This window comes from Actinobacillus vicugnae (assembly GCF_901687125.1).
Taxonomy (GTDB): domain Bacteria; phylum Pseudomonadota; class Gammaproteobacteria; order Enterobacterales; family Pasteurellaceae; genus Actinobacillus; species Actinobacillus vicugnae.
On record NZ_CABFJY010000044.1, the window covers coordinates 44,688 to 66,314 of the forward strand.

The 21,627-nt window shown below is 38.5% G+C and carries 17 protein-coding genes, 1 tRNA gene and 1 riboswitch; of the genes, 13 read left to right on the forward strand and 5 right to left on the reverse strand.

The genetic code is table 11. The features are described from left to right. The gene (gene lysC, locus F8M47_RS08415; RefSeq protein ID WP_150539662.1) at window positions 1–1,353 is read right to left on the reverse strand and encodes a lysine-sensitive aspartokinase 3; all 1,353 of its coding nucleotides are present in this window, start codon (window positions 1,351–1,353) and stop codon (window positions 1–3) included. A gap of 99 nt (window positions 1,354–1,452) precedes the next feature. After that, a riboswitch (Lysine riboswitch) is annotated at window positions 1,453–1,636 on the reverse strand. 203 nt (window positions 1,637–1,839) lie between these two features. After that, complete coding sequence (locus tag F8M47_RS08420) at window positions 1,840–2,175, reverse strand: DUF496 family protein (protein ID WP_150539663.1); 336 nt, start codon at window positions 2,173–2,175, stop codon at window positions 1,840–1,842. A 202-nt stretch (window positions 2,176–2,377) separates the two neighbouring features. On the opposite strand from F8M47_RS08420, the gene ppx reads away from it, so the two are divergent. The 7 genes from ppx to argA all read left to right on the forward strand — a co-directional run bounded on the left by ppx (window position 2,378) and on the right by argA (window position 10,850). After that, entirely contained in the window at window positions 2,378–3,901 is a 1,524-nt protein-coding gene (gene ppx, locus F8M47_RS08425; protein ID WP_150539664.1) for an exopolyphosphatase, read from the forward strand. 196 nt (window positions 3,902–4,097) lie between these two features. Beyond that, window positions 4,098–4,565 carry an N-acetylneuraminate anomerase gene (gene nanQ, locus F8M47_RS08430; protein ID WP_150539665.1) on the forward strand — a complete coding sequence of 156 codons (468 nt, stop codon included), beginning with the start codon at window positions 4,098–4,100 and terminating at the stop codon, window positions 4,563–4,565. Window positions 4,566–4,574: 9 nt separating this feature from the next. After that, entirely contained in the window at window positions 4,575–5,447 is an 873-nt protein-coding gene (locus F8M47_RS08435; protein ID WP_150539666.1) for a MurR/RpiR family transcriptional regulator, read from the forward strand. A gap of 153 nt (window positions 5,448–5,600) precedes the next feature. Continuing rightward, window positions 5,601–6,689 carry a 3-phosphoserine/phosphohydroxythreonine transaminase gene (serC, locus tag F8M47_RS08440; RefSeq protein WP_150539667.1) on the forward strand — a complete coding sequence of 363 codons (1,089 nt, stop codon included), beginning with the start codon at window positions 5,601–5,603 and terminating at the stop codon, window positions 6,687–6,689. A gap of 280 nt (window positions 6,690–6,969) precedes the next feature. Next, window positions 6,970–8,064, forward strand: a complete 1,095-nt coding sequence (gene hisC / locus F8M47_RS08445; RefSeq protein WP_150539668.1) for a histidinol-phosphate transaminase — start codon at window positions 6,970–6,972, stop codon at window positions 8,062–8,064. 30 nt (window positions 8,065–8,094) lie between these two features. Beyond that, a complete protein-coding gene (aroA, locus tag F8M47_RS08450; RefSeq protein WP_150539669.1) occupies window positions 8,095–9,393 on the forward strand; it encodes a 3-phosphoshikimate 1-carboxyvinyltransferase in 1,299 nt (432 codons plus the stop codon). Window positions 9,394–9,536: 143 nt separating this feature from the next. Beyond that, on the forward strand, window positions 9,537–10,850 hold the full coding sequence (argA, locus tag F8M47_RS08455) for an amino-acid N-acetyltransferase (RefSeq protein ID WP_150539670.1): 1,314 nt from the start codon (window positions 9,537–9,539) through the stop codon (window positions 10,848–10,850). A gap of 110 nt (window positions 10,851–10,960) precedes the next feature. On the opposite strand, the gene cpxA is transcribed toward argA, so the two are convergent. The 3 genes from cpxA to mazG form a co-directional block, all read right to left on the reverse strand. Next, window positions 10,961–12,361, reverse strand: coding sequence for an envelope stress sensor histidine kinase CpxA (gene cpxA / locus F8M47_RS08460; RefSeq protein WP_150539671.1), 1,401 nt, complete (start codon window positions 12,359–12,361; stop codon window positions 10,961–10,963). 75 nt (window positions 12,362–12,436) lie between these two features. Next, window positions 12,437–13,165 (reverse strand): response regulator, encoded by a 729-nt coding sequence (locus F8M47_RS08465; RefSeq protein WP_150539672.1) that lies wholly within the window; start codon window positions 13,163–13,165, stop codon window positions 12,437–12,439. A gap of 93 nt (window positions 13,166–13,258) precedes the next feature. Beyond that, window positions 13,259–14,041, reverse strand: coding sequence for a nucleoside triphosphate pyrophosphohydrolase (mazG, locus tag F8M47_RS08470; RefSeq protein WP_150539673.1), 783 nt, complete (start codon window positions 14,039–14,041; stop codon window positions 13,259–13,261). Between the two features lie 340 nt (window positions 14,042–14,381). Between mazG and accD the strand changes: the two genes are divergently transcribed. From accD to infB, 6 genes are all read left to right on the forward strand, one after another. Then, complete coding sequence (gene accD, locus F8M47_RS08475; RefSeq protein WP_150539674.1) at window positions 14,382–15,275, forward strand: acetyl-CoA carboxylase, carboxyltransferase subunit beta; 894 nt, start codon at window positions 14,382–14,384, stop codon at window positions 15,273–15,275. Window positions 15,276–15,330: 55 nt separating this feature from the next. Beyond that, window positions 15,331–16,632, forward strand: coding sequence for a bifunctional tetrahydrofolate synthase/dihydrofolate synthase (folC, locus tag F8M47_RS08480; RefSeq protein WP_150539675.1), 1,302 nt, complete (start codon window positions 15,331–15,333; stop codon window positions 16,630–16,632). 93 nt (window positions 16,633–16,725) lie between these two features. Further along, window positions 16,726–16,802: transfer RNA gene (locus F8M47_RS08485), tRNA-Met, on the forward strand. Window positions 16,803–17,008: 206 nt separating this feature from the next. Beyond that, window positions 17,009–17,470, forward strand: a complete 462-nt coding sequence (gene rimP / locus F8M47_RS08490; protein ID WP_150539676.1) for a ribosome maturation factor RimP — start codon at window positions 17,009–17,011, stop codon at window positions 17,468–17,470. 16 nt (window positions 17,471–17,486) lie between these two features. Continuing rightward, complete coding sequence (nusA, locus tag F8M47_RS08495) at window positions 17,487–18,968, forward strand: transcription termination factor NusA (protein WP_150539677.1); 1,482 nt, start codon at window positions 17,487–17,489, stop codon at window positions 18,966–18,968. 20 nt (window positions 18,969–18,988) lie between these two features. Further along, window positions 18,989–21,523 carry a translation initiation factor IF-2 gene (infB, locus tag F8M47_RS08500; protein WP_150539678.1) on the forward strand — a complete coding sequence of 845 codons (2,535 nt, stop codon included), beginning with the start codon at window positions 18,989–18,991 and terminating at the stop codon, window positions 21,521–21,523. Window positions 21,524–21,627 lie beyond the last annotated feature (104 nt).

The following is a 21,627-nucleotide window of genomic DNA, read 5'->3' on the forward strand; positions in this document are numbered from 1 at the left end:
TTATTCAAATAAACCTGCATGAAGCGAACGAACCACTTCATCAGCTTCTTCATTTTTCACTAAAGTACATACGTTATTTGTGCTTGCACCATAGCTAATTAAACGAATATTGAAGTTTTCAAGGGTATGGAACAATTGTTTTGCCACACCTGCTTGAGTGTGTAAATTGTTACCGATAATTGCAACTAAAGCTAAATCATTTTCTACCTGTACGTGACAGTATGCGTTTAACTCGTCCAATAACTCTTTTGACAGCATATCTGCGCCAGATGATGCAGAACCGGTCTTATCTAAGGTTAATGCGACACTCACTTCAGAGGTAGTAATCACATCAACTGAGATTTTATGTTTCGCTAAAATAGCGAATACGTTTGCTAAAAAGCCTTGTGCATGCAACATTGAAAGGCTTGAAAGTGTAAGTAATGTTTGGTTACGACGTAACGCAATTGCACGGAAAGTTGGGCGAGGTTGTGGATCACGCGTTACCCAAGTACCGCCTTGTTCTGGTGCTTTGCTTGAGCCAACATATACTGGAATATTGCTACGCACTGCGGGCAATAATGTTGCTGGGTGTAATACTTTTGCACCAAAGGTTGCCATTTCTGCTGCTTCATTAAATGCCATAGTATCAATACGTTGTGCATTTGGTACTACACGTGGATCAGTGGTATAGATACCAGGTACATCTGTCCAAATTAATACATCATTCGCATTTAATACTTCTGCTAATAATGCAGCAGAGTAGTCTGAACCACCACGACCTAGTGTAGTTGTTTTCCCTTCATCATCACGTCCGATAAATCCTTGGGTAATCACAACATTACCATTTGCAATTAATGGTTTAATTATTGCATCAGCTTGTTGCTGCGTTTTCTCATCATTTGGTGCAGCTTTACCATAGTTGTTGTTTGTCGCCACAACGTCACGCACATCAACCCATACTGCTGGGAAATTGCGCTCTTTTAATAATTGGGTGAAAATTTTGGTAGACATCATTTCACCATGGCAAATTAATTCATCTGTTAATGCATTTGAGGTTGCAAGACTAGCAGATTCAGCTAAAGTAGCAATGTGTTGTAATAAAGCATCAATTTCAGTAGAAATTTCGCTTTGATTTTGTAATTTTTCAATAATGTTATATTGAATAGTGCGTACTGCATTAAGTACTTCTTCACGGCGTTCTTTTTCGCAACCGTTTGCTAATTCGACTAAATAATTAGTTACACCTGCTGAAGCCGAAAGTACCACAACACGAGTGTTAGCATCTGCTGTTACGATATTTGCACAAGAAGTCATTGCTTCAAAGTTAGCTACGCTAGTACCGCCAAATTTAGCAACCGAAAGATGAGACATAATAAGAATTTCCTATAAATCAAAAAATAATGGATGATGTTATGTAGTGGATATTCGAAAGGAAATTTGAGTAGATTAGGCGGTTTGATTTAAGAACCAATTAATCAGAGCACTCCATTTAAACTTATGTTAAATGACAGCTGATAGGATTCAACCTGACTCAGCCGATGTTCATTCCAGTCTAGTGAATTCACACCTCGGCAAGCACTCCCATCATTTAATCCTCAAACGGCCCTAGTTGCCTTAGATTAAACTGCCTGAGTGTTGCGCCTCTCCCGCAATGAATAAATTCATTACTTCTTTTCAATGATTGAAAAGCCTGTATAGAAATACCCTTTTATTAAAAAAGTGTCAAACGATATTTATAATAGAAAGAAAGGAATGATTAAGGAATGGTCTGATTTAGCAGTTAAAATAAAAGAGGTCAGATCTTTAAGACTAAATTGGTAAAAAATGTAGCAAATCTGACCGCTTTAGGGAGATTAATTATTTCTCATTTTTTTCTGGCGCTGCGCTTTTATGCGCTGCCATTTTTTGACGGATTTCACGACGTTGTTTTGAAAGTTCTGCATTACGAATCATATAATCATCAACGCGGTTTTCATAGTCGTCACGCATATTCGCGATAATTGCTCGGATCTCTTCAACGCTCATTGAGTCGTTAATGTATTGATTTAGGTTATCTAATAACAATACACGTTTTTGGTTGTCGCGGATTTTACGATCATTATCCGCAGTTTCACGATGTAATTTGTTTTTTAAACGGTAAAGATGAACATAATCTAGCATATCTTGGAATGCTTGTTTTTTTACATCAGCCATTTGAGAATCCTCTTGGTTAGTGAAAATAAATCTGTATAAATCCTAGACCTTTTAAACAATTTCGTCAAAATGTTTCTCAAAGGTTTGTTTATTTGCATAAATAAACAACAATTTTTTTAAAATAATGCAGAATTTATCAATCGATTTGTATTAAAAATGATAAAATCTTGATATTTATTCGCTCGGTTTATAAGGATTTTTTATGTCGTCTTCAAGCCAATCGCCAGTTAAACGGTCTATGCCTAGAGAATTTGCTGCTATTGATTTAGGCTCTAACAGTTTTCATATGATAGTTGCACGAATCGTAAATGGTTCAATCCAAGTACTTTCACGTTTAAAACGTCGCGTTCGTTTGGCAGATGGTTTAGATGAACATTGCATTTTAAGCCAAGAAGCAATTACACGTGGGGTAGAGTGCTTAGCGTTATTTGCAGATCGTTTACAAGGCTTTTCAGCGGAAAATGTGAAAGTGGTTGGTACTTACACATTACGTAGGGCGATCAATAATGGTGAATTTTTAAAGCAAGCGGCACAAGTCTTTCCTTTTCCGATTCAAATTATTTCAGGGCAAGAAGAAGCGCGTTTAATTTATTCAGGCGTGAGCCATACTCAGCCAGAGCAAGGGCGCAAGCTTGTGGTTGATATTGGCGGAGGCTCAACCGAAATGACTATTGGTGATGACTTCACGCCACTTCGAGCTGAAAGTCGTCATATGGGCTGTGTGAGTTTTGCTAACCGTTTTTTCCCTCGTGGCGAATTAACGATTGAAAGATTTGACAACGCTTACCAAACCGCAATGGAAAAAATCGAAGATCTCGCTTGGGAATATCGTCAATTAGGTTGGCAAAATGTATTAGGATCTTCGGGCACGATCAAAACCGTACAAAAAGTATTAATTGCGAATGGCTATCGTGATGGCTTGATTACCGAAGAACGATTACAAAAATTAATTGATATTTGCTTACAGTTTAACTCATTAAATACGATTCAGTTAAAAGGGCTAATTGAAGAGCGAGCCGATGTATTGATTCCAGGTTTGGCAATCCTATTAGCGTTATTTCATACCTTCAGAATTGCGTCAATGCGTTATTCCAATGGTGCGATTCGAGAAGGGGTAATGTACGGTTTAGAAAAAAGCTTCCAAGTGGGCGATATTCGCCAAAGAACAGCAGAAGCACTCGCTGAGCAATTTAACATTGATCAACAGCAAGCAAATCGAGTAGAGCGAACGGCATTAATGCTATTTGAACAGGTTAAAAATTGGCGTAATCGTCGCCAAATTCCTGAATTACGCAGTATGTTGAAATGGGCGAGTTTATTACATGAAATCGGAATCGTAATTAATCATAATAGTGTGCATCGCCATTCAGCTTATATTATTGCGCACAGTGATTTACCAGGTTTTGATTCAGAGCAGCAAAATTTACTAGCAACCTTAATGCGCTTTCATTTAAAAGGCTTCAAACGGAGTGAAATTCGTAGCACGAATCGCTATCAACATCGTGATATTATGACGTTACTACGCTTATTTCGTTTAGCGGTATTGCTTAATCGTTCTCGCCAAGCCACAGTTGCCCTAAAAGGCATAACATTGGTTATTGAAAACAATGATTGGCTATTACAATTTGAAACGAATTTTTTAGCGCAACATCCATTAATCCTGGCAGATTTAGAAGAAGAACAGAAATGTTTGACTGCATTGGATTTAACCCTCAAAATTGCATAACATATCGTAAAAAGGCATAGGCTAATGAGTCTATGCCTTCATTTTTATAAAATTTGATCTATCTCTCATTTTCTTATTTTCCCGCTTGTTATTTACAAGATAAATCTTTAGGCTATACGGACTGGAGTATATCTTCATTTATGGAGTGGCTGTTGAACCAAAACAGTATTAAAAATTTTCGTGATAAGGGAACGATATGTTATTAGGTGATTTATCTAGGGCAGATTATGCAAAAGCACTACCGCCAGTTTTTGCGGGATTATGTGAAAAGCTAAAAACGTTAGATTTAGAGAGTCTTCCACTTGGTTGGCAAGAGCTTGAAGAAGGGGTTCTAATGAATGTTATGGAGTTTGAAACCACGCCAGCTGAAGAAAAAAAAGCAGAAATGCACCGCAAATTTATTGATATTCAATTATTAATTGCGGGTGAAGAAATGATTGAATATGGCTTAGCACAACCTAATTTGGCATTATTTGATGAATATCGTGATGAAGACGATTATCAACTAACCGAGGCAATTGAACATAAAAATGAACTGGTGCTACAACCTAATATGTTTGCCATTTTCCTACCTTATGAACCGCATAAACCTGGAAATACGGTAAATGGTCAAAATAAATTATTGAAAAAATTAGTCGTTAAAGTTCCTGTTAGTTATTTGTAGGAGGCTGTTATGTCTGCTCGAGGAAAAATATTAGATACGATTGGCGCATTACAAACTAGTTTAACTAAAACTGAAAAGAAAATTGCTTCGGCAATTCTCGCTCAACCAGAAATTCTTAGCCAAAACTCATTATCAGAAGTTGCAAAACAGCTTGATGTTGGTGAAGCGACATTTATTCGTTTTTGTCGCACACTAGGGTTTAAAGGCTATACCGATTTTAAATTAGATTTAGCCATTGAACTTGCCACTCAAGAAAAACACAGTAGCTCTATCTTTGATACCGATGTTTCAGAAACTGATACACCAAAAGAAATTGCGATTAAATTACAAAGTAGTTTGAATAATGTGATTGCTGAAACAATTAACTTGCTTGATTTTCAAGAACTTGAAAACGTGGTAAAAGAGCTACAACAAGCGAAACGCATTTTCTTATTTGGCGTGGGATCATCAGGTTTAACCGCAGAAGATGCCAAACATAAATTAATGCGAATTGGCTTACAAACAGATGCGGTAACGAATAACCATTTTATGTATATGCAGGCTTCATTATTGCGTGAAGGGGATGTGGTGATTGGTATCAGCCACTCAGGCTATTCTGACGAAGTCATCAGTTCATTGCGTATCGCTCGTAAAAATCATGCTAAAACGGTAGCAATTACCCACCATATTCGTTCTCCTATCACTAATGTGGCGGATTATGTATTGATTAACGGCAATCGCCAAGGGCATATGCAAGGTGATTCAATTGGCACTAAAATGTCACAATTATTCGTATTAGACTTGATTTATGCTTTATTAGTAAAAGCAGAACCAGAAAAGTCAATTCAACAAAAACAAAAAACGTTAGATGTCATTTTAGAGCAACGTGTTCACGGTCGTTAAAGACATTTGAGGTATCAACAAGCGGTTAAATTTGTAGATTTTTTTGCAAATTTGACCGCTTTCTATTTTTCCTTGAAAAAGTACTTTTAAAGTAGCGAATGTTTTCGTTAGAATGACTAAATCCGTTTTCAAACAAGATGAGAGGCAAATACAATGACACAAGTTTATAATTTTAGTGCAGGTCCCGCGATGATGCCAAAAGCAGTATTAGAACAAGCGCAACAAGAATTATTGAATTGGCAAAACCAAGGCACTTCAGTAATGGAAGTAAGCCATCGAGGCAAATTCTTTATGGAATTAGCTGCACAATCAGAAAAAGATTTTCGTGAGGTTTATAATATTCCTGCTAATTATAAAGTGCTTTTTTTACAAGGTGGTGCAAGAGGACAATTTGCTGCAATTCCAATGAACCTCATTGGTGCAAAAGGTAAAGCGCTTTATTTAAATAGCGGTCATTGGTCTAGTATGGCGGCGAAAGAAGCACGTAACTTCTGTGAAATTGATGAAATTGATATTGTTGAAAAAGATCAAAATGGCGTGATCGCAGTTACGCGTACTGATTTTAGCGATATTGCAGAACAATATGATTATGTACATTACTGCACCAACGAAACCATTACAGGCGTGCAAATTAAACAAATTCCAAACGTTGGGAATGCAGTTTTAGTGGCAGATATGTCATCTGACATTCTTTCTACACAAATTGATATTAGCAAATTTGGTTTAATTTACGCAGGTGCGCAGAAAAATTTAGGCCCTGCTGGAATTACTATTGTTATTGTGCGTGAAGATCTGATTGGTAAAGCGCGCACTGCAACGCCCTCTATTTGGAATTATCAAACACAAGTGAATGCAGATTCAATGATCAACACGCCACCAACCTTTGCATGGTACTTATGTTCTTTAGTTTTCAAACACTTAATTAAAGAAGGCGGGTTAACGGAGATTGAAAAACGTAACGCGGCAAAAGCTGAGCTACTGTATCACTACTTAAATAATAGTTCGTTCTATCACAACTATATTGCAGAAGCAAATCGCTCAGTGATGAACGTAACCTTTAGTACCGACAATGATGAGTTAAATGCAAAATTTGTCGCAGAAGCGACCGCTTGTGGTTTGCATGCGCTAAAAGGCCATAAAGTGTTAGGCGGTATGCGTGCATCAATTTATAACGCAATGCCAATTGAAGGGGTAGAAGCACTTATCCAATTTATGGATAAATTTGCAAAAGAAAATAGCTAAAACGCAAATAAGAAAGACTAATCCGCACCTAATAAAACTAGGTGCGGATTTTTTTAGGATTTATGTTGCAGCTTATCAGTATTAGCGTGGGTAACAACCTAAAAACGAGGCGAGTACACGTATTTATTGAGTTTTTAGAAGAAAAAATGCGCATTCAGCAAAACTTATTATAAATGTACGGATTTCTTTCCAGTTGTAACATAGTTTTTACTAGAAAAAATTAAGATTCTTTAATACAATCCAGCCATAATTCAATAAAAATCATTTTACAGAGGTAAAAATGCAATTTCTCAACATCGCCAATCAAGGGGTAAAATCCCTTTCACCTTACCAAGCAGGTAAACCTATCGAAGAATTAGAACGTGAACTTGGTATCAGCAATATTATTAAACTTGCCTCAAATGAAAATCCATTCGGCTTTCCTGAAAGTGCTAAACAAGCGATTATCAATCAATTAAATGATTTAACCCGTTATCCTGATGCAAATGGCTTTGAACTTAAAACTGCGATTTCTAAAAAATTTGGCGTACAAGCCAACCAAATTACCTTAGGTAACGGTTCAAATGACCTACTCGAACTGTTTGCGCATACTTTTGCCAGCGAACACGATGAAGTGATTTATTCTCAATATGCTTTTATTGTTTATCCATTAGTCACTAAAGCGATTAATGCGACCGCTCGTGAAATTCCTGCAAAAGATTGGGGGCATGATTTAGAGGCATTTTTGGCGGCAATCACCCCAAAAACTAAACTGATTTTTATTGCAAATCCAAATAATCCAACAGGCAATTTCTTAACTGAAGCGGAAATTGCTGCTTTCTTAGCAAAAGTACCCACTAATGTGATTGTAGTGTTGGATGAAGCCTACACTGAATTTACCCACGCAAGTGAACGCATTGATTCATTCGGCTTATTAGCAAAATATCCAAATTTAATTGTTTCTCGTTCACTTTCAAAAGCGTATGGTTTAGCAGGGCTCCGTATTGGCTATGCGGTATCGCACCCTGAAGTCGCCGATTTACTTAACCGTGTGCGCCAGCCGTTTAACTGTAATAGCCTTGCTTTAGCTTCTGCCATTGCGGTGATGAATGATGATGCTTTTGTGGAAAAAGTGGCTGAGAATAACCGCCAAGAGATGAAACGCTATGAAGCGTTCTGTCAAGTGAACGGTTTAACTTATATTCCGTCAAAAGGTAACTTTATTACGATTGATTTTGAACGACCTGCAGCACCAATCTACGAAGCGCTATTACGTGAAGGCGTGATCGTGCGTCCAATTGCAGGTTACGGTATGCCAAATCATTTACGCATCAGTATCGGTTTACCTGAAGAAAATGACCGCTTGTTTAGCGCATTATTAAAAGTGCTAGCTTAATTGCCTTTGGGTAGATCAAAAGAGAATAATATGGAAAAAATTACGTTAGATCCGATTCGTCGAGTAGAAGGCGAAATCAATTTACCAGGCTCAAAGAGCCTTTCAAACCGTGCATTATTATTAGCTGCGCTAGCAAAAGGCACCACTAAAGTAACCAATTTATTAGATAGTGATGACATTCGTCATATGCTTAATGCACTAAAAGCCTTAGGTGTAAACTATACGCTTTCAGAGGATAAAACCGTTTGTACTGTGGAAGGTGTTGGAGGCGCGTTTAACTGGCAAAATGGCTTATCGCTCTTTTTAGGCAATGCAGGCACAGCAATGCGTCCGCTAACCGCTGCGCTATGCTTAAAAGGCACAAACGAAGCCGAAGTGATCCTCACAGGCGAACCTCGTATGAAAGAGCGTCCAATCAAGCATTTGGTGGATGCATTACGTCAAACAGGGGCGAGCGTTCAATATTTAGAAAATGAAGGCTATCCGCCTGTGGCTATTCGTAATAGCGGTTTACAAGGCGGCAAAGTGCAAATTGATGGTTCAATTTCTAGCCAATTCCTTACTGCGTTGCTAATGGCAGCACCACTTGCACAGGGAGATATGGAAATTGAAATTATCGGTGAACTGGTATCAAAACCTTATATAGACATCACGCTTGCGATGATGAAAGATTTTGGTGTAACGGTAACCAATAATCAATATCAAACCTTTGTAGTAAAGGGCAACCAAAGCTATATCTCACCTGAGAAATATTTAGTGGAGGGCGATGCGTCATCAGCATCTTATTTCTTAGCAGCAGGCGCGATTAAAGGTAAGGTCAAAGTAACAGGGATTGGTAAAAACTCGATCCAAGGTGACCGCTTGTTTGCCGATGTGTTAGAAGCAATGGGCGCCAAGATCACTTGGGGCGAAGATTTTATTCAAGCTGAGCAGGGTGAATTAAAAGGGGTGGATATGGATATGAATCATATTCCAGATGCAGCAATGACCATCGCTACCACCGCTTTATTTGCGGAGGGTGAAACAGTGATTCGTAATATCTATAACTGGCGAGTTAAAGAAACAGATCGCTTGAGTGCAATGGCAACCGAGTTGCGCAAAGTGGGGGCAACGGTGGAAGAGGGGGAAGATTTTATTCGAATTCAGCCTTTACCATTAACCGCGTTCCAACATGCGGAGATCGCAACTTATAACGATCACCGTATGGCGATGTGTTTTTCCTTAATTGCGCTATCCGATACCCCTGTAACCATTTTAGATCCAAAATGTACAGCCAAAACTTTCCCAACCTATTTCAGTGAGTTTGAGACGTTATCGGAAAGAGGCTAAAGCGGAATAACAAGCGGTCGAATTTGTAAAAAAATTGCAAGTTTGACCGCTTTTTTATGAATTAAGTTAAATTTTAATTCAATTAAATTGCATAAATATTCATTTTAAGATACATTGAGCAGAAACAACATAATGAGGAAGTTATGCGTAATACAGAATTAGTGCAATGGTTTAGACAATCTACACCGTACGTAAATATGCACAGAGAGAAAACCTTTGTGATTATGTTAGACGGCAATGCGATTGCTCATCCAAATTTTATTAATATCACTAACGATATCAGCTTACTTCATAGCTTAGGTATTAAGCTAGTGATTGTATTTGGTGCTCGTTGTCAAATTGATGAATTACTGGCAAAACACCAAATGAGTTCAGCCTATCATAATAATATCCGTATTACCGATAGCAAAACCTTAGAAGTGGTGAAGCAAGCCGTTGGTGGATTGCACTATGATATTTTCTCTCGTTTATCGCTCCGTTTACCTAATTCACCAGTATTAAATGTAGTCAGTAGCAATGCAGTCTTAGCGCAACCATTGGGAGTTATTGATGGCGTAGATTATGGTTTAAGCGGTAAGATTCGTCGTATTAATATCGAAGGTATTCAGCAACAATTAGCACAGGGTTCCATTGTTGTGATAAGCCCAATAGCTCCTTCAGTAACTGGTGAAATATTTAATTTGCCGTTTGAAGAAATTGCAACACAAATTGCGATTAAACTTAAAGCAGATAAATTAATTGGCTTTTGCGATCAGCAAGGGATCTTAGATCAAGAAGGTAATGTGTTATCCGATCTCCACCCACGAGAAGCAAAACGCTATCTCACACAATTTATTGAAACAGGACAGTATCACAATTCTGCAGCACGTTTTTTACAGGCGGCAATAGAAACTTGTCATGCTGGCATTAAGCGTTCACATTTATTAAGCTATCAAGAAGATGGATCGCTATTACAAGAGTTATTTTCTCGTGATGGTATCGGTACTCAGTTATCTGAAGACAGTTCGGAAAATATTCGCTTAGCGACCTCATTTGATATTCCAAGTTTGTTGAACTTGATTCGTCCATTAGAAGAGCAGGGCATATTAGTGAAACGCTCTCGTGAACAACTGGAAATGGAGATCAGCAATTACACGATTATCGAACGTGATGGCATTGTGATTGCTTGTGCAGCATTGAATCATTATCCCGCAGAAAAAATGGCGGAAATGGCTTGCGTGGCAGTGCATCCCGATTATCGAGATTCATCACGGGGGGATGTATTATTAGAAGCAATCAAACGAAGAGCTTATAAACTACAAGTAGAAAAATTATTTGTGCTAACTACACGCACGACGCAGTGGTTCCAAGAGCGAGGTTTTTTGGTGTCTAGTACGGAAGATTTACCGCAAGAGAAACGAGAACATTATAATTATCAACGAATGTCTAAAATTCTGATCTTAGTTCTCAATAAATAAGCGGTCAAATTTCACAAATATTTTGCAACGCCTTCTTTACGAAGGCGTTCTTTTTGCAAAAAACAAGGGAAATTTGACCGCTTGTATGACCTATCATCCAAAGTAGGGCATTATTCAATCCAAAGCGGTAAACGAATTTCTACTCGTAAGCCACCTAAGGTACTTTTCATTGCCTCAACCGAACCTTTATGCTGTTGCATTGCATTTGCTACAATCGCAAGTCCTAAGCCTGTTCCGCCTGTTTGACGTGCACGAGCTTCATCTACACGATAAAATGGACGGAAAATTTGTTTATATTCCGTTTCTGGCACACCTTCGCCATCATCATCCACAGAAATCACAAGCTCTACATTATCAATATACATAAGTACTTTGATGCTTTTATTAGCATATTTTTGGGCATTACGAATAACGTTCTCTAACGCACTCGCTAAAATGTTCTGATTCCCATTAATGAAAAAGCGTTCTGGGGTTGCAACACGTTGGCTGATAAACAAATCAATATTGTTTTGTTCTGCTTCAAATTTAGCATCTTCTAATAAATCATCCCAAATATGGTTCACCGAAAAAATTTCTCGAGTCAAATGCTGATTGACTTGCTGGCGAGAAAGGGCAAGTAAATCATGCACCATGGTGTCTAGCTTAAGTACCTGATTATCAATACGAGTTAATTCAGGTGATTCACCATTACGCCGACGAATTAGCGCAGTTGCTAGATGTAAACGTGCTAATGGCGTCTTTAATTCGTGTGAAATGTCAGAAAGTAATCGCTGTTGGTGTAACGTTAAATCTTGCAATGAAGTAATCATTTGATTAAAACTTTTGCCTACTTCTCGTAATTCATTAATCCCTTCAGTTTCTAACGCAGGATTTATCGAAAAGTTACCCGTAGCAACTGCATTCGCTGAAAGACGTAATGCCTTTACAGGGCGGGCAATCTTCCATGATAACCATAGTAAGATCGGTACACTCACCCCTAACACGATAAGTAACATTAGCCATGGTGAGTCAAAAATGCGGTTAAAAAATTCTTCCTGTGGATCAACCATTTGTGCAAAATATAGATAGTATTCACGCTTATTGGTTTTGACTAAAAATGGTCCATAAATTTCCAAATTTCCGAAGCGACGTTGTAACGGTTCAGTAACATTTTCAGCACGATATAAAAACACTTGGAAAGAGGTAACTTTGTTAGAGTCAGCGCCAACAAAAATGCCTGATTTACGGTCTAGCAAAATGACATCAAAGCCACTTGCAGTTGAAACAAACAATTTACGTTCAAAAATTTCATCTAAATTATATTGTAATTCAGTACTTTTGGTTTCTTGTTCAAAAAAGAGACGTTCTTCGGTTTCAATTGGGGAGAAGGAACGTGCATCAAAATTAGGCAACGCTAGCGTAATAGCCAATAATGTGGCAAAAGTTAGCCCAAAATAGGCAAAAAGTTGGTAGGCAAGGTAATTTCGTACCGACATTATCTTAGCACAAATAGGGGAAAGAAATTTAAGCATTTAAAAATCCACCAAATTAATATAGAAAAAATCCCTCGAAAACCGAGGGATTGATTTTATATCAAGACAAGAAAATTATTTTTCTGTTACAAGTAAATAACCGCGTCCACGCAATGTTTTAAACCACGGTAAATTATCATTACGCTCTGGCAATTTCTTACGTAAGTTTGAAATATGCATATCAATTGCGCGATCGTAAGGTGTTAAACGTTTACCCAAAATTTCTAGGCTGAGCAATTCACGTGAAAGAATTTGTCCTGGATTACGCATTAACATTTGTAATAACGCAAATTCTGTACCTGTTAAATCTAAATCACGACCTTCAAAAATCGCTTGTTGGCGACCTGGGTGTAATTCCACACCACCAAAAGAAAGTTGTTTACTGTTTTCTTCAGGTGATTGATTAGATGAAGTAATCACATCATGAGTATTTAAGCCAGTTGAAACTGTACGGCGTAAAATTGCTTTAATACGAGCAACAAGCTCACGGTCGTTAAATGGCTTCGGCAAGTAATCATCTGCGCCAAGTTCTAAACCTAATACACGATCAATTTCATCATCACGCGCACTTAGCATAAGCACTGGTGTAGAGTATTTTTGACGTAGTTGCTTTAAGGTTTCAATACCGTTTAATACAGGCATCATTACATCTAATAAAATAAGATCATAAGCTTGTAATTCTAATTCAGTGAGAGCATCTTGACCATTGTGTACACAGTGAATTTCAAAACCTTCCAGTGAAAGCAACTCTGCTAAAAGTTCAGTCAATTCAACATCATCATCAACTAGTAAAATTCTAGGCATAACTAATTCCTATTTTTATTCAATTATATTTATTTATCGCTGTAATTACTTGACATACCAACTACAATTTACAACTTTATCCAACTTTGTCAATTATTCCTGAGATTTTATTTGTTCCCAGATTGAATCTAGCTCAGATAAAGAGCAATTTACTACGGTTTTGCCCTGTTGTTGAACAAGCTTTTCCACATTTTTAAATCGATTTTCAAATTTAACGTTAGCATTTCGCAAACTAGATTCAGCATCGATTTTATAGTGACGGCATAAATTTACCGTTGCAAAGAGAAAATCCCCTAATTCTTCTTCAAGTTTTCCTGCACTTTGAGGATATTGAGAAATTTCATCTTTGACTTCTTGCATCTCTTCTTCTACTTTAGCTAGCACATCTTGAGGATTATCCCAATCAAAACCAACTTTGGCGCAACGTTTTTGCAGTTTATTGGCTCGAGTTAATGCAGGTAAAGCAAAAGGTATATCATCTAAAATTGATTCATGTTGCTGACGTTTGGCTTCCGATGCTTTACGTTCTTCCCAATTTTTTAAGGCTTCTTCACTATTTTTAGCGGAGCTACTACCAAAAACATGCGGGTGACGGTAAATCAATTTGTCATGAATGTCATTTAGTACATCGTAAAATGTAAAAGTTCCTTCTTCTTTTGCCAATTGGCTAAGAAATACGATTTGTAGCAGTAAATCACCAAGTTCTTCTCGCAATGCTGAACGATCTTTACTATGAATTGCTTCGGCCACTTCATAAGTTTCCTCCAGTAAGCAGGGGAGCATGGAATCAAAATTTTGCTTTATATCCCAAGGGCAGCCCGTTTGAGGATTACGAAGTCGGTCAACAATATCAAGAAATTGATCAATAGTAGTCATTTTTACCTCTATCAATGTCAAAAATTAAAGCTATTGTGGCACTTTAGTTTGATGATATTCAACTAAAAATCATAAAATACTCACAAAACAGACCAATTTATGGCATTATGTTAAGAAAACGTTAAGGAGAACATTGTGGCGGCTGAAAAACTAACCAAGAAAAGACTTATTCAAATTGTTGTGATATTGTGCATCCTTATTGGCGCTTTTCTTTACCGAACTTACACATATAGCTGATATTTCAGCTGATCAGATCAGATTAAGTCATCAAAGCATATCCAAATTATTGAATTTATGCTTTAATACCGATAATTTTTTGTCAAAATAATAAGGTTAAAAAATGAGCTGGATTGAAAGAATTTTAGGTAGAACCTCTTCATCATCAAGCAGTAGCAAATCTAAAGTGCCAGAAGGCGTTTGGACAAAATGTACGAGCTGTGAACAGGTACTATACAGTGAAGAACTTAAACGTAACATGCACGTTTGCCCAAAATGTAATCATCATATGCGTTTTGATGCACGTACTCGTTTATTATCATTATTAGATCAAGATAGTGCACAAGAGATCGCAGCAGAATTAGAACCGCAAGACATCTTAAAGTTTAAAGATTTAAAAAAATATAAAGATCGTTTAAGCGCAGCTCAAAAACAAACGGGTGAAAAAGACTCTTTTATCACGATGTATGGCACATTGCACAGTATGCCAGTTGTTGTTGCTTCATTTAATTTTGAATTTATGGGTGGCTCAATGGGTTCCGTTGTAGGTGCAAAATTTGTGCGAGCGGCAGAACGTGCATTAGCAGAAAATATTCCATTTATTTGTTTCTCTGCTTCTGGTGGTGCGCGTATGCAAGAAGCGTTATTCTCATTAATGCAAATGGCAAAAACGAGTGCAATTTTAGCGAAAATGCGTGAAAAAGGCGTGCCATTTATCTCAGTATTAACAGACCCAACATTGGGGGGCGTTTCAGCAAGTTTAGCTATGTTAGGTGATATCAATATTGCAGAACCTAAAGCCTTAATTGGTTTTGCAGGTCCTCGTGTTATCGAACAAACCGTACGTGAAAAATTACCAGAAGGCTTCCAACGTGCGGAGTTTTTATTAGAACACGGTGCAATTGATATGATTGTACAACGTAAAGATATGCGCGATACGCTTGCTCGTTTATGTGCAAAAATGACCAACAAGCCAACACCATTTAAAACAGCAGAATTAATTGTTGAAGAAGCCTAATTTTATTTAGCATGTAAGCCACGTTAAACGTGGCTTTCTTGTTTAGAGAATTTTCATGAATACATTAACAACTCCAACTCTGGATGATAACCTCGACACTTGGCTAACTTTTTTAGAAAAATCACACTTTAAACCGATTGATATGGGCTTGGAACGTATCAAGGGTGTTGCCGAAGCACTCGATTTACTTCACCCAGCGCCCTATGTCATTACGGTGGCAGGTACGAATGGTAAAGGATCAACTTGCCGTTTACTTGAAATAGCCTTACTCAAAGCGGGCTATCGTGTTGGTGTATATTCATCGCCTCATCTTATTCATTACAACGAACGGGTAAGAATCCAAGGTGAATTATTAAGCGATAAAGCACACATTCAATCTTTTGCAAAAATCCAGCAAGAAAAGACCGCTTCTTTAACCTATTTTGAATTTAGTACGCTTTCAGCATTGCAACTTTTTAAAGAGGCAAATTTAGATATTGTTATTTTAGAAGTCGGGCTTGGCGGACGTTTAGATGCAACCAATATTGTGGATCCGCATTTAGCGATTATTACCTCAATTGATATTGATCACATCGATTTTCTTGGCGACAATCGTGAAGATATTGGACGCGAAAAAGCGGGTATTTTCCGTGAAAATATTCCTGTCATTATTGGCGAACCTAATTGCCCCAAAAGCATCTTACAACAAGCCAAAGCACTGAATTGTCAAGTAAACAGACGCAACGTAAATTGGAAATTTTCGACAAAAAATGACCACTTCCACTGGCAATCAGAATTTATTGACTGGCAAGATTTACCTATGCCACAAATTCCGATTCCAAACGCAGGTACCGCATTAGCTGCGCTCACACAACTTCCATTTGAAATTAATGAACAAATTGTGCGAAGTGCATTACAAGAAGCGCAAATGACAGGGCGTTTTCAAACGCTAATCGCACAAGATTTTGCAAATTTCTCAGGAAAACGACCGCTTGCACAAGTGATTATTGATGTTGGGCACAACCCACACGCAGCTAAATATTTAGCAGAACGGTTACGCTCGTTAAAACAGCCGAATCAAAAAATCTATAGCGTATTTAGCGCATTAGTGGATAAAGATTTAAGCGGAATTGTAACACCGCTGGCAGAGGTGATTGACGAATGGCATTGCGCAGGTTTAGACGGATACCGAGGACAATCAGGCGAAGCTGTTTATCAAAAACTTGCAAAAGTTTTACCAAATTCGACCGCTTGCTATTATCAAACCATCCCCGAAGCAACCGCCGCTTTATTTGCTAAAGCAACATCAAAAGACATGGTATTGATCTTCGGATCATTCCACACCGTCAGCGACTTTTTAGTTTGGCTGGGGCAATAGGTTTGAAATTGTTGCTTTGTTCACCAAACGGCAATAAATTTGAAAAAAGTGCTTGCAATGATTTTTTAAATCTCTATAATACGCCACATCAGACGCGGGGTGGAGCAGCTTGGTAGCTCGTCGGGCTCATAACCCGAAGGTCGTTGGTTCAAATCCAGCCCCCGCAACCAGTTTTAAGGCTCACAGCTTTGGTTAAAGCTGTGAGTTTTGTTTTATATAGATTTTGAAAGAGTAAATTTGCAAAATACTACGTAAAACAAACCGCTTAAAGCCCCACGGTTTTCCGTCTGGGGCTTTTTTGTGGCTGGTACATAATAATCGTATCAAAAGAGCTGGTTAAGGCTCTTTTTTTATATCTGTCATTTAGGAGATTTCATTGGCAACTTTAGAACAAAAATTAGAAGAACTCGTTTCTGACACCATTGAATCAATGGGCTGTGAGTTAGTCGGTATCGAGTGTCAGCGAGCAGGACGTTTTTTAACGGTTCGCTTATATATTGATAAAGAAGGCGGTGTAACTATTGATGATTGTAGCGACGTTAGCCGTCAAGTAAGTGCGATTTTGGATGTTGAAGATCCAATTGCAGATAAATATAACTTAGAGGTTTCATCACCTGGCTTAGATCGCCCATTGTTTACGATTGCACATTATGAGCGTTTTATTGGGCAAGAAATTGTGATTCATTTACGTATTCCAATGTTTGATCGTCGTAAATGGCAAGGCAAACTAGAAAGCGTAGAAGGCGATTTAATTACACTAACGGTGGATAATGAAGCTCGCCAATTTGCATTCGGTAATATTCAAAAAGCAAACTTAGTTCCAGTTTTTAATTTCTAAAAGGTTAATCCAGAAAATGAGTAAAGAGATTTTATTAGCCGCAGAAGCGGTATCTAATGAGAAGTTATTGCCAAAAGAAGCTATCTTTGAAGCGCTTGAAACGGCATTAGCCATTTCAACTAAAAAGAAAAAGGAAATGGATATTGATGTACGTGTTGTTATCGACCGTAAAACAGGTGATTTCCAAACTTTCCGCCGTTGGATTGTAGTTGAGCAAGTACATAATATGACGCGTGAGATTAGCTTAGAAGCAGCGCAATACGAAAATCCTAGTGTGCAATTAGGCGATATCGTGGAAGATGAAGTGGATTCAATTCCATTTGACCGTATCACGATGCAAACCGCTCGCCAAGTAATCAGCACCAAAATTCGTGAAGCGGAACGTAACAAAGTGATCGACCAATTCCGTTCACAATTAAATACCATCATTACTGCAACAGTTAAAAAAGTAAACCGTGAACAAATCATTTTAGATTTAGGTAATCAAGCTGAAGCAGTAATCGTGCGTGAAGATATGCTTCCACGTGAAAACTTCCGCCCAGGTGATCGTGTACGAGGTGTGTTATATGCAATTAAACCTGAATCAAAAGGTCCTCAGCTTTTTGTTACACGTGCAAAACCTGTCATGTTAGAAGAGTTATTTAAACTTGAAGTACCAGAAATCGGTGAAGATGTGATTGAAATTAAAGGAGCATCTCGTGATCCTGGTTCTCGTGCAAAAATTGCAGTGAAATCACATGATAAACGTATCGATCCTGTAGGTGCGTGTGTGGGTATGCGTGGCGCTCGTGTTCAAGCTATCAGCAATGAGTTAGGCGGTGAGCGTGTTGATATCGTACTTTGGGACGATAACCCTGCACAATTTGTGATTAACGCAATGGCGCCAGCTGATGTGAGTTCGATTGTGGTAGATGAAGATAAACACGCAATGGATATCGCAGTTGAAGCGAAAAACCTTGCGCAAGCAATCGGTCGCAATGGTCAAAACGTACGTTTAGCAACGCAATTAACAGGCTGGACGTTAAATGTAATGACAACAGAAGATTTAGATAAAAAACATCAAGCAGAAGATAATAAAATTATTGATTTATTCGTAACTTCATTGGAAATCGACCAAGAGTTTGCACAATTATTAGTCGACGAAGGCTTCTCTAGCCTTGAAGAAATTGCATTTATTCCAGTAAGCGAATTAACTTCAATTGATGGTATTGAAGATGAGAATCTTGCAGAAGAGTTACAAACTCGTGCGAAAAATGCCATTACCGCAAAAGCATTAGCAGAAGAAGAAGCATTAAAACAAGCGCATATTGAAGATCGTTTATTAAATTTAGAAGGTTTAGATCGTCATATCGCATTTAAACTTGCTGAAAAAGGTATTACCACGCTTGAAGAATTAGCAGAACAAGCGACAGACGACCTTTCGGATATTGAAGAATTATCAGCAGACAAAGCAAGCGAATTAATTATGGCTGCACGTCAAATTTGCTGGTTTAGCTAATCGTTGTAAGGAGAAAAACAATGAGTGATAACGAAATTAAAAACGAAGCACCTAAAAAATTAAGCTTACAACGCCGTACAAAAACAACAGTGGCTGACGGTAAAGTTCAAGTTGAAGTGCGTAAGTCTCGTAAAATTGATACAGAAGCGGTTAAAAAAGCGCAAGAAGAAGCCGCTTTAAAAGTAAAACAAGAAGCTGAAGCAAAAGCTAAGGCAGAAAAAGAAGCCGCTGAAAAAGCTGCTGCGGAGAAAGCAAAAGCCGAGGCGGAAGCAGCTAAAAAAGCAGAAGAAGCAAAAGCGCTTGAAGCGAAAAAACATGCTGTACCTGTAATGCCAAATAGTAAACCTAAAGTAGTAGCGCCAAAAGTAGAGCAACCGAAGCAAGAAAAAGCACTTGATCCAGAAAAAGAAGCGAAGAAAAAAGAAGAAGCTGAACTTCGTCGTAAACAAGAAGAATTAGCGCGTCAAAAAGCAGAAATGGATGCAAAACGTGCAGCGGAAAATGCTCGTCGTTTAGCTGAAATTGCTCGTGAAGAAGCGGCTGAAAATGGTGAAGACTTTGAAGATGATCGCTTTACTTCTAGCTATGCTCGTGAGGCAGATCGTGATAACGATCGTCGTAGCGAAGCAAACCGTTCTCGTGGTAAAGGTGGCGTAAATAAAGCAAAAAAAGGCGATCGTGAAGATAAAAACGAGCGTAATGCAGATCGTCGCAACCAAAAAGATGTAAAAGGTAAAGGTAAGCATGCGAAGAAAGGTGCTGCAATTCAACAAGCCTTCACCAAACCAGCTCAAGTAGCAAAAGCAGACGTTGTTATTGGTGAAACCATTACCGTGGCAGATTTAGCTGCGAAAATGTCGATTAAAGCGACTGAAATCATCAAATTTATGATGAAAATGGGCGAAATGGTAACGATTAACCAAGTTATTGACCAAGAAACGGCACAACTTGTGGCAGAAGAGATGGGTCATAAAGTGATTCTTCGCAAAGAAAATGAATTAGAAGAAGCGGTAATGGAAGATCGTGACGTGGATGCTGAAAAAGTAACTCGTGCGCCAGTAGTAACCATTATGGGTCACGTTGACCACGGTAAAACGTCATTACTCGACTATATTCGTAAAGCAAAAGTGGCAGCAGGCGAAGCGGGTGGTATTACTCAGCATATCGGTGCTTACCACGTTGAAACTAACGATGGCAAAATGATTACCTTCTTAGATACACCAGGACACGCAGCGTTTACCTCAATGCGTGCACGTGGTGCAAAAGCAACGGATATCGTAGTACTTGTTGTGGCAGCAGATGATGGCGTGATGCCACAAACGATTGAAGCGATTCAGCACGCGAAAGCTGCAGGTGCGCCAATCGTAGTTGCTGTGAACAAAATTGATAAACCAGAAGCAAACCCAGATCGTGTAGAACAAGAGTTATTACAACACGAAGTGATCTCTGAAAAATTCGGTGGTGATGTGCAATTTGTACCTGTATCAGCGAAAAAAGGTATGGGGATTGATGACTTACTTGAAGCAATCGTACTTCAATCAGAAGTGTTAGAACTTACTGCAGTGAAAGACGGTATGGCAAGCGGTGTAGTAATTGAGTCTTACCTTGATAAAGGTCGTGGTCCTGTTGCAACGATTCTTGTTCAATCTGGTACGTTAAACAAAGGTGACATCGTACTTTGTGGCTTTGAATACGGCCGTGTGCGTGCAATGCGTGATGAAAATGGTAAAGACATTGAATCAGCAGGTCCATCAATTCCAGTTGAGGTATTAGGTCTTTCTGGCGTTCCAGCAGCGGGGGATGAAGCAACCGTTGTGCGTGATGAGAAAAAAGCCCGTGAAGTAGCGCTTTATCGTCAAGGTAAATTCCGTGAAGTGAAACTTGCTCGTCAGCAAAAAGCGAAACTTGAAAATATGTTTAGCAATATGACCGAGGGCGATGTTGCAGAACTTAATGTTATCGTGAAAGCCGACGTACAAGGTTCGGTAGAAGCTATTTGCCAAGCATTAGCAGAGCTTTCAACTGCAGAAGTGAAAGTGAAAGTAGTTGGTTCGGGTGTAGGTGGTATTACTGAAACCGATGCAACGCTTGCTGCAGCATCAAATGCGATTATCGTAGGCTTTAACGTGCGTGCAGATGCTTCTGCTCGTCGTGTAATTGAAACAGAAAGCATCGACTTACGTTACTATTCAATCATCTATGAATTGCTCAACGAAATCAAAGCGGCAATGAGTGGTATGTTACAACCTGAATTCAAACAAGAAATTATCGGCTTGGCTGAAGTGCGTGATGTATTCCGTCATCCGAAATTCGGTGCAATTGCAGGTTGTATGGTAACGGAAGGTATCGTAAAACGTAACAATCCAATCCGTGTATTACGTGACAACGTGGTAATTTTTGAAGGCGAGCTAGAATCTCTCCGCCGCTTCAAAGACGACGTATCAGAAGTGCGTAACGGTATGGAATGTGGTATCGGTGTTAAAAACTACAACGATGTAAAAGTCGGCGACCAAATCGAGGTATTCGAAGTGGTTGAAGTAAAACGTACGATTTAATCACTCTCTATCAATAAATAGAAGCGGTCAGATTTTCCTAAAATTTTGCAAAATTTAAAGGAAAACTGACCGCTTATTTTTTTGTTTATTAAAGTTTCCCAATT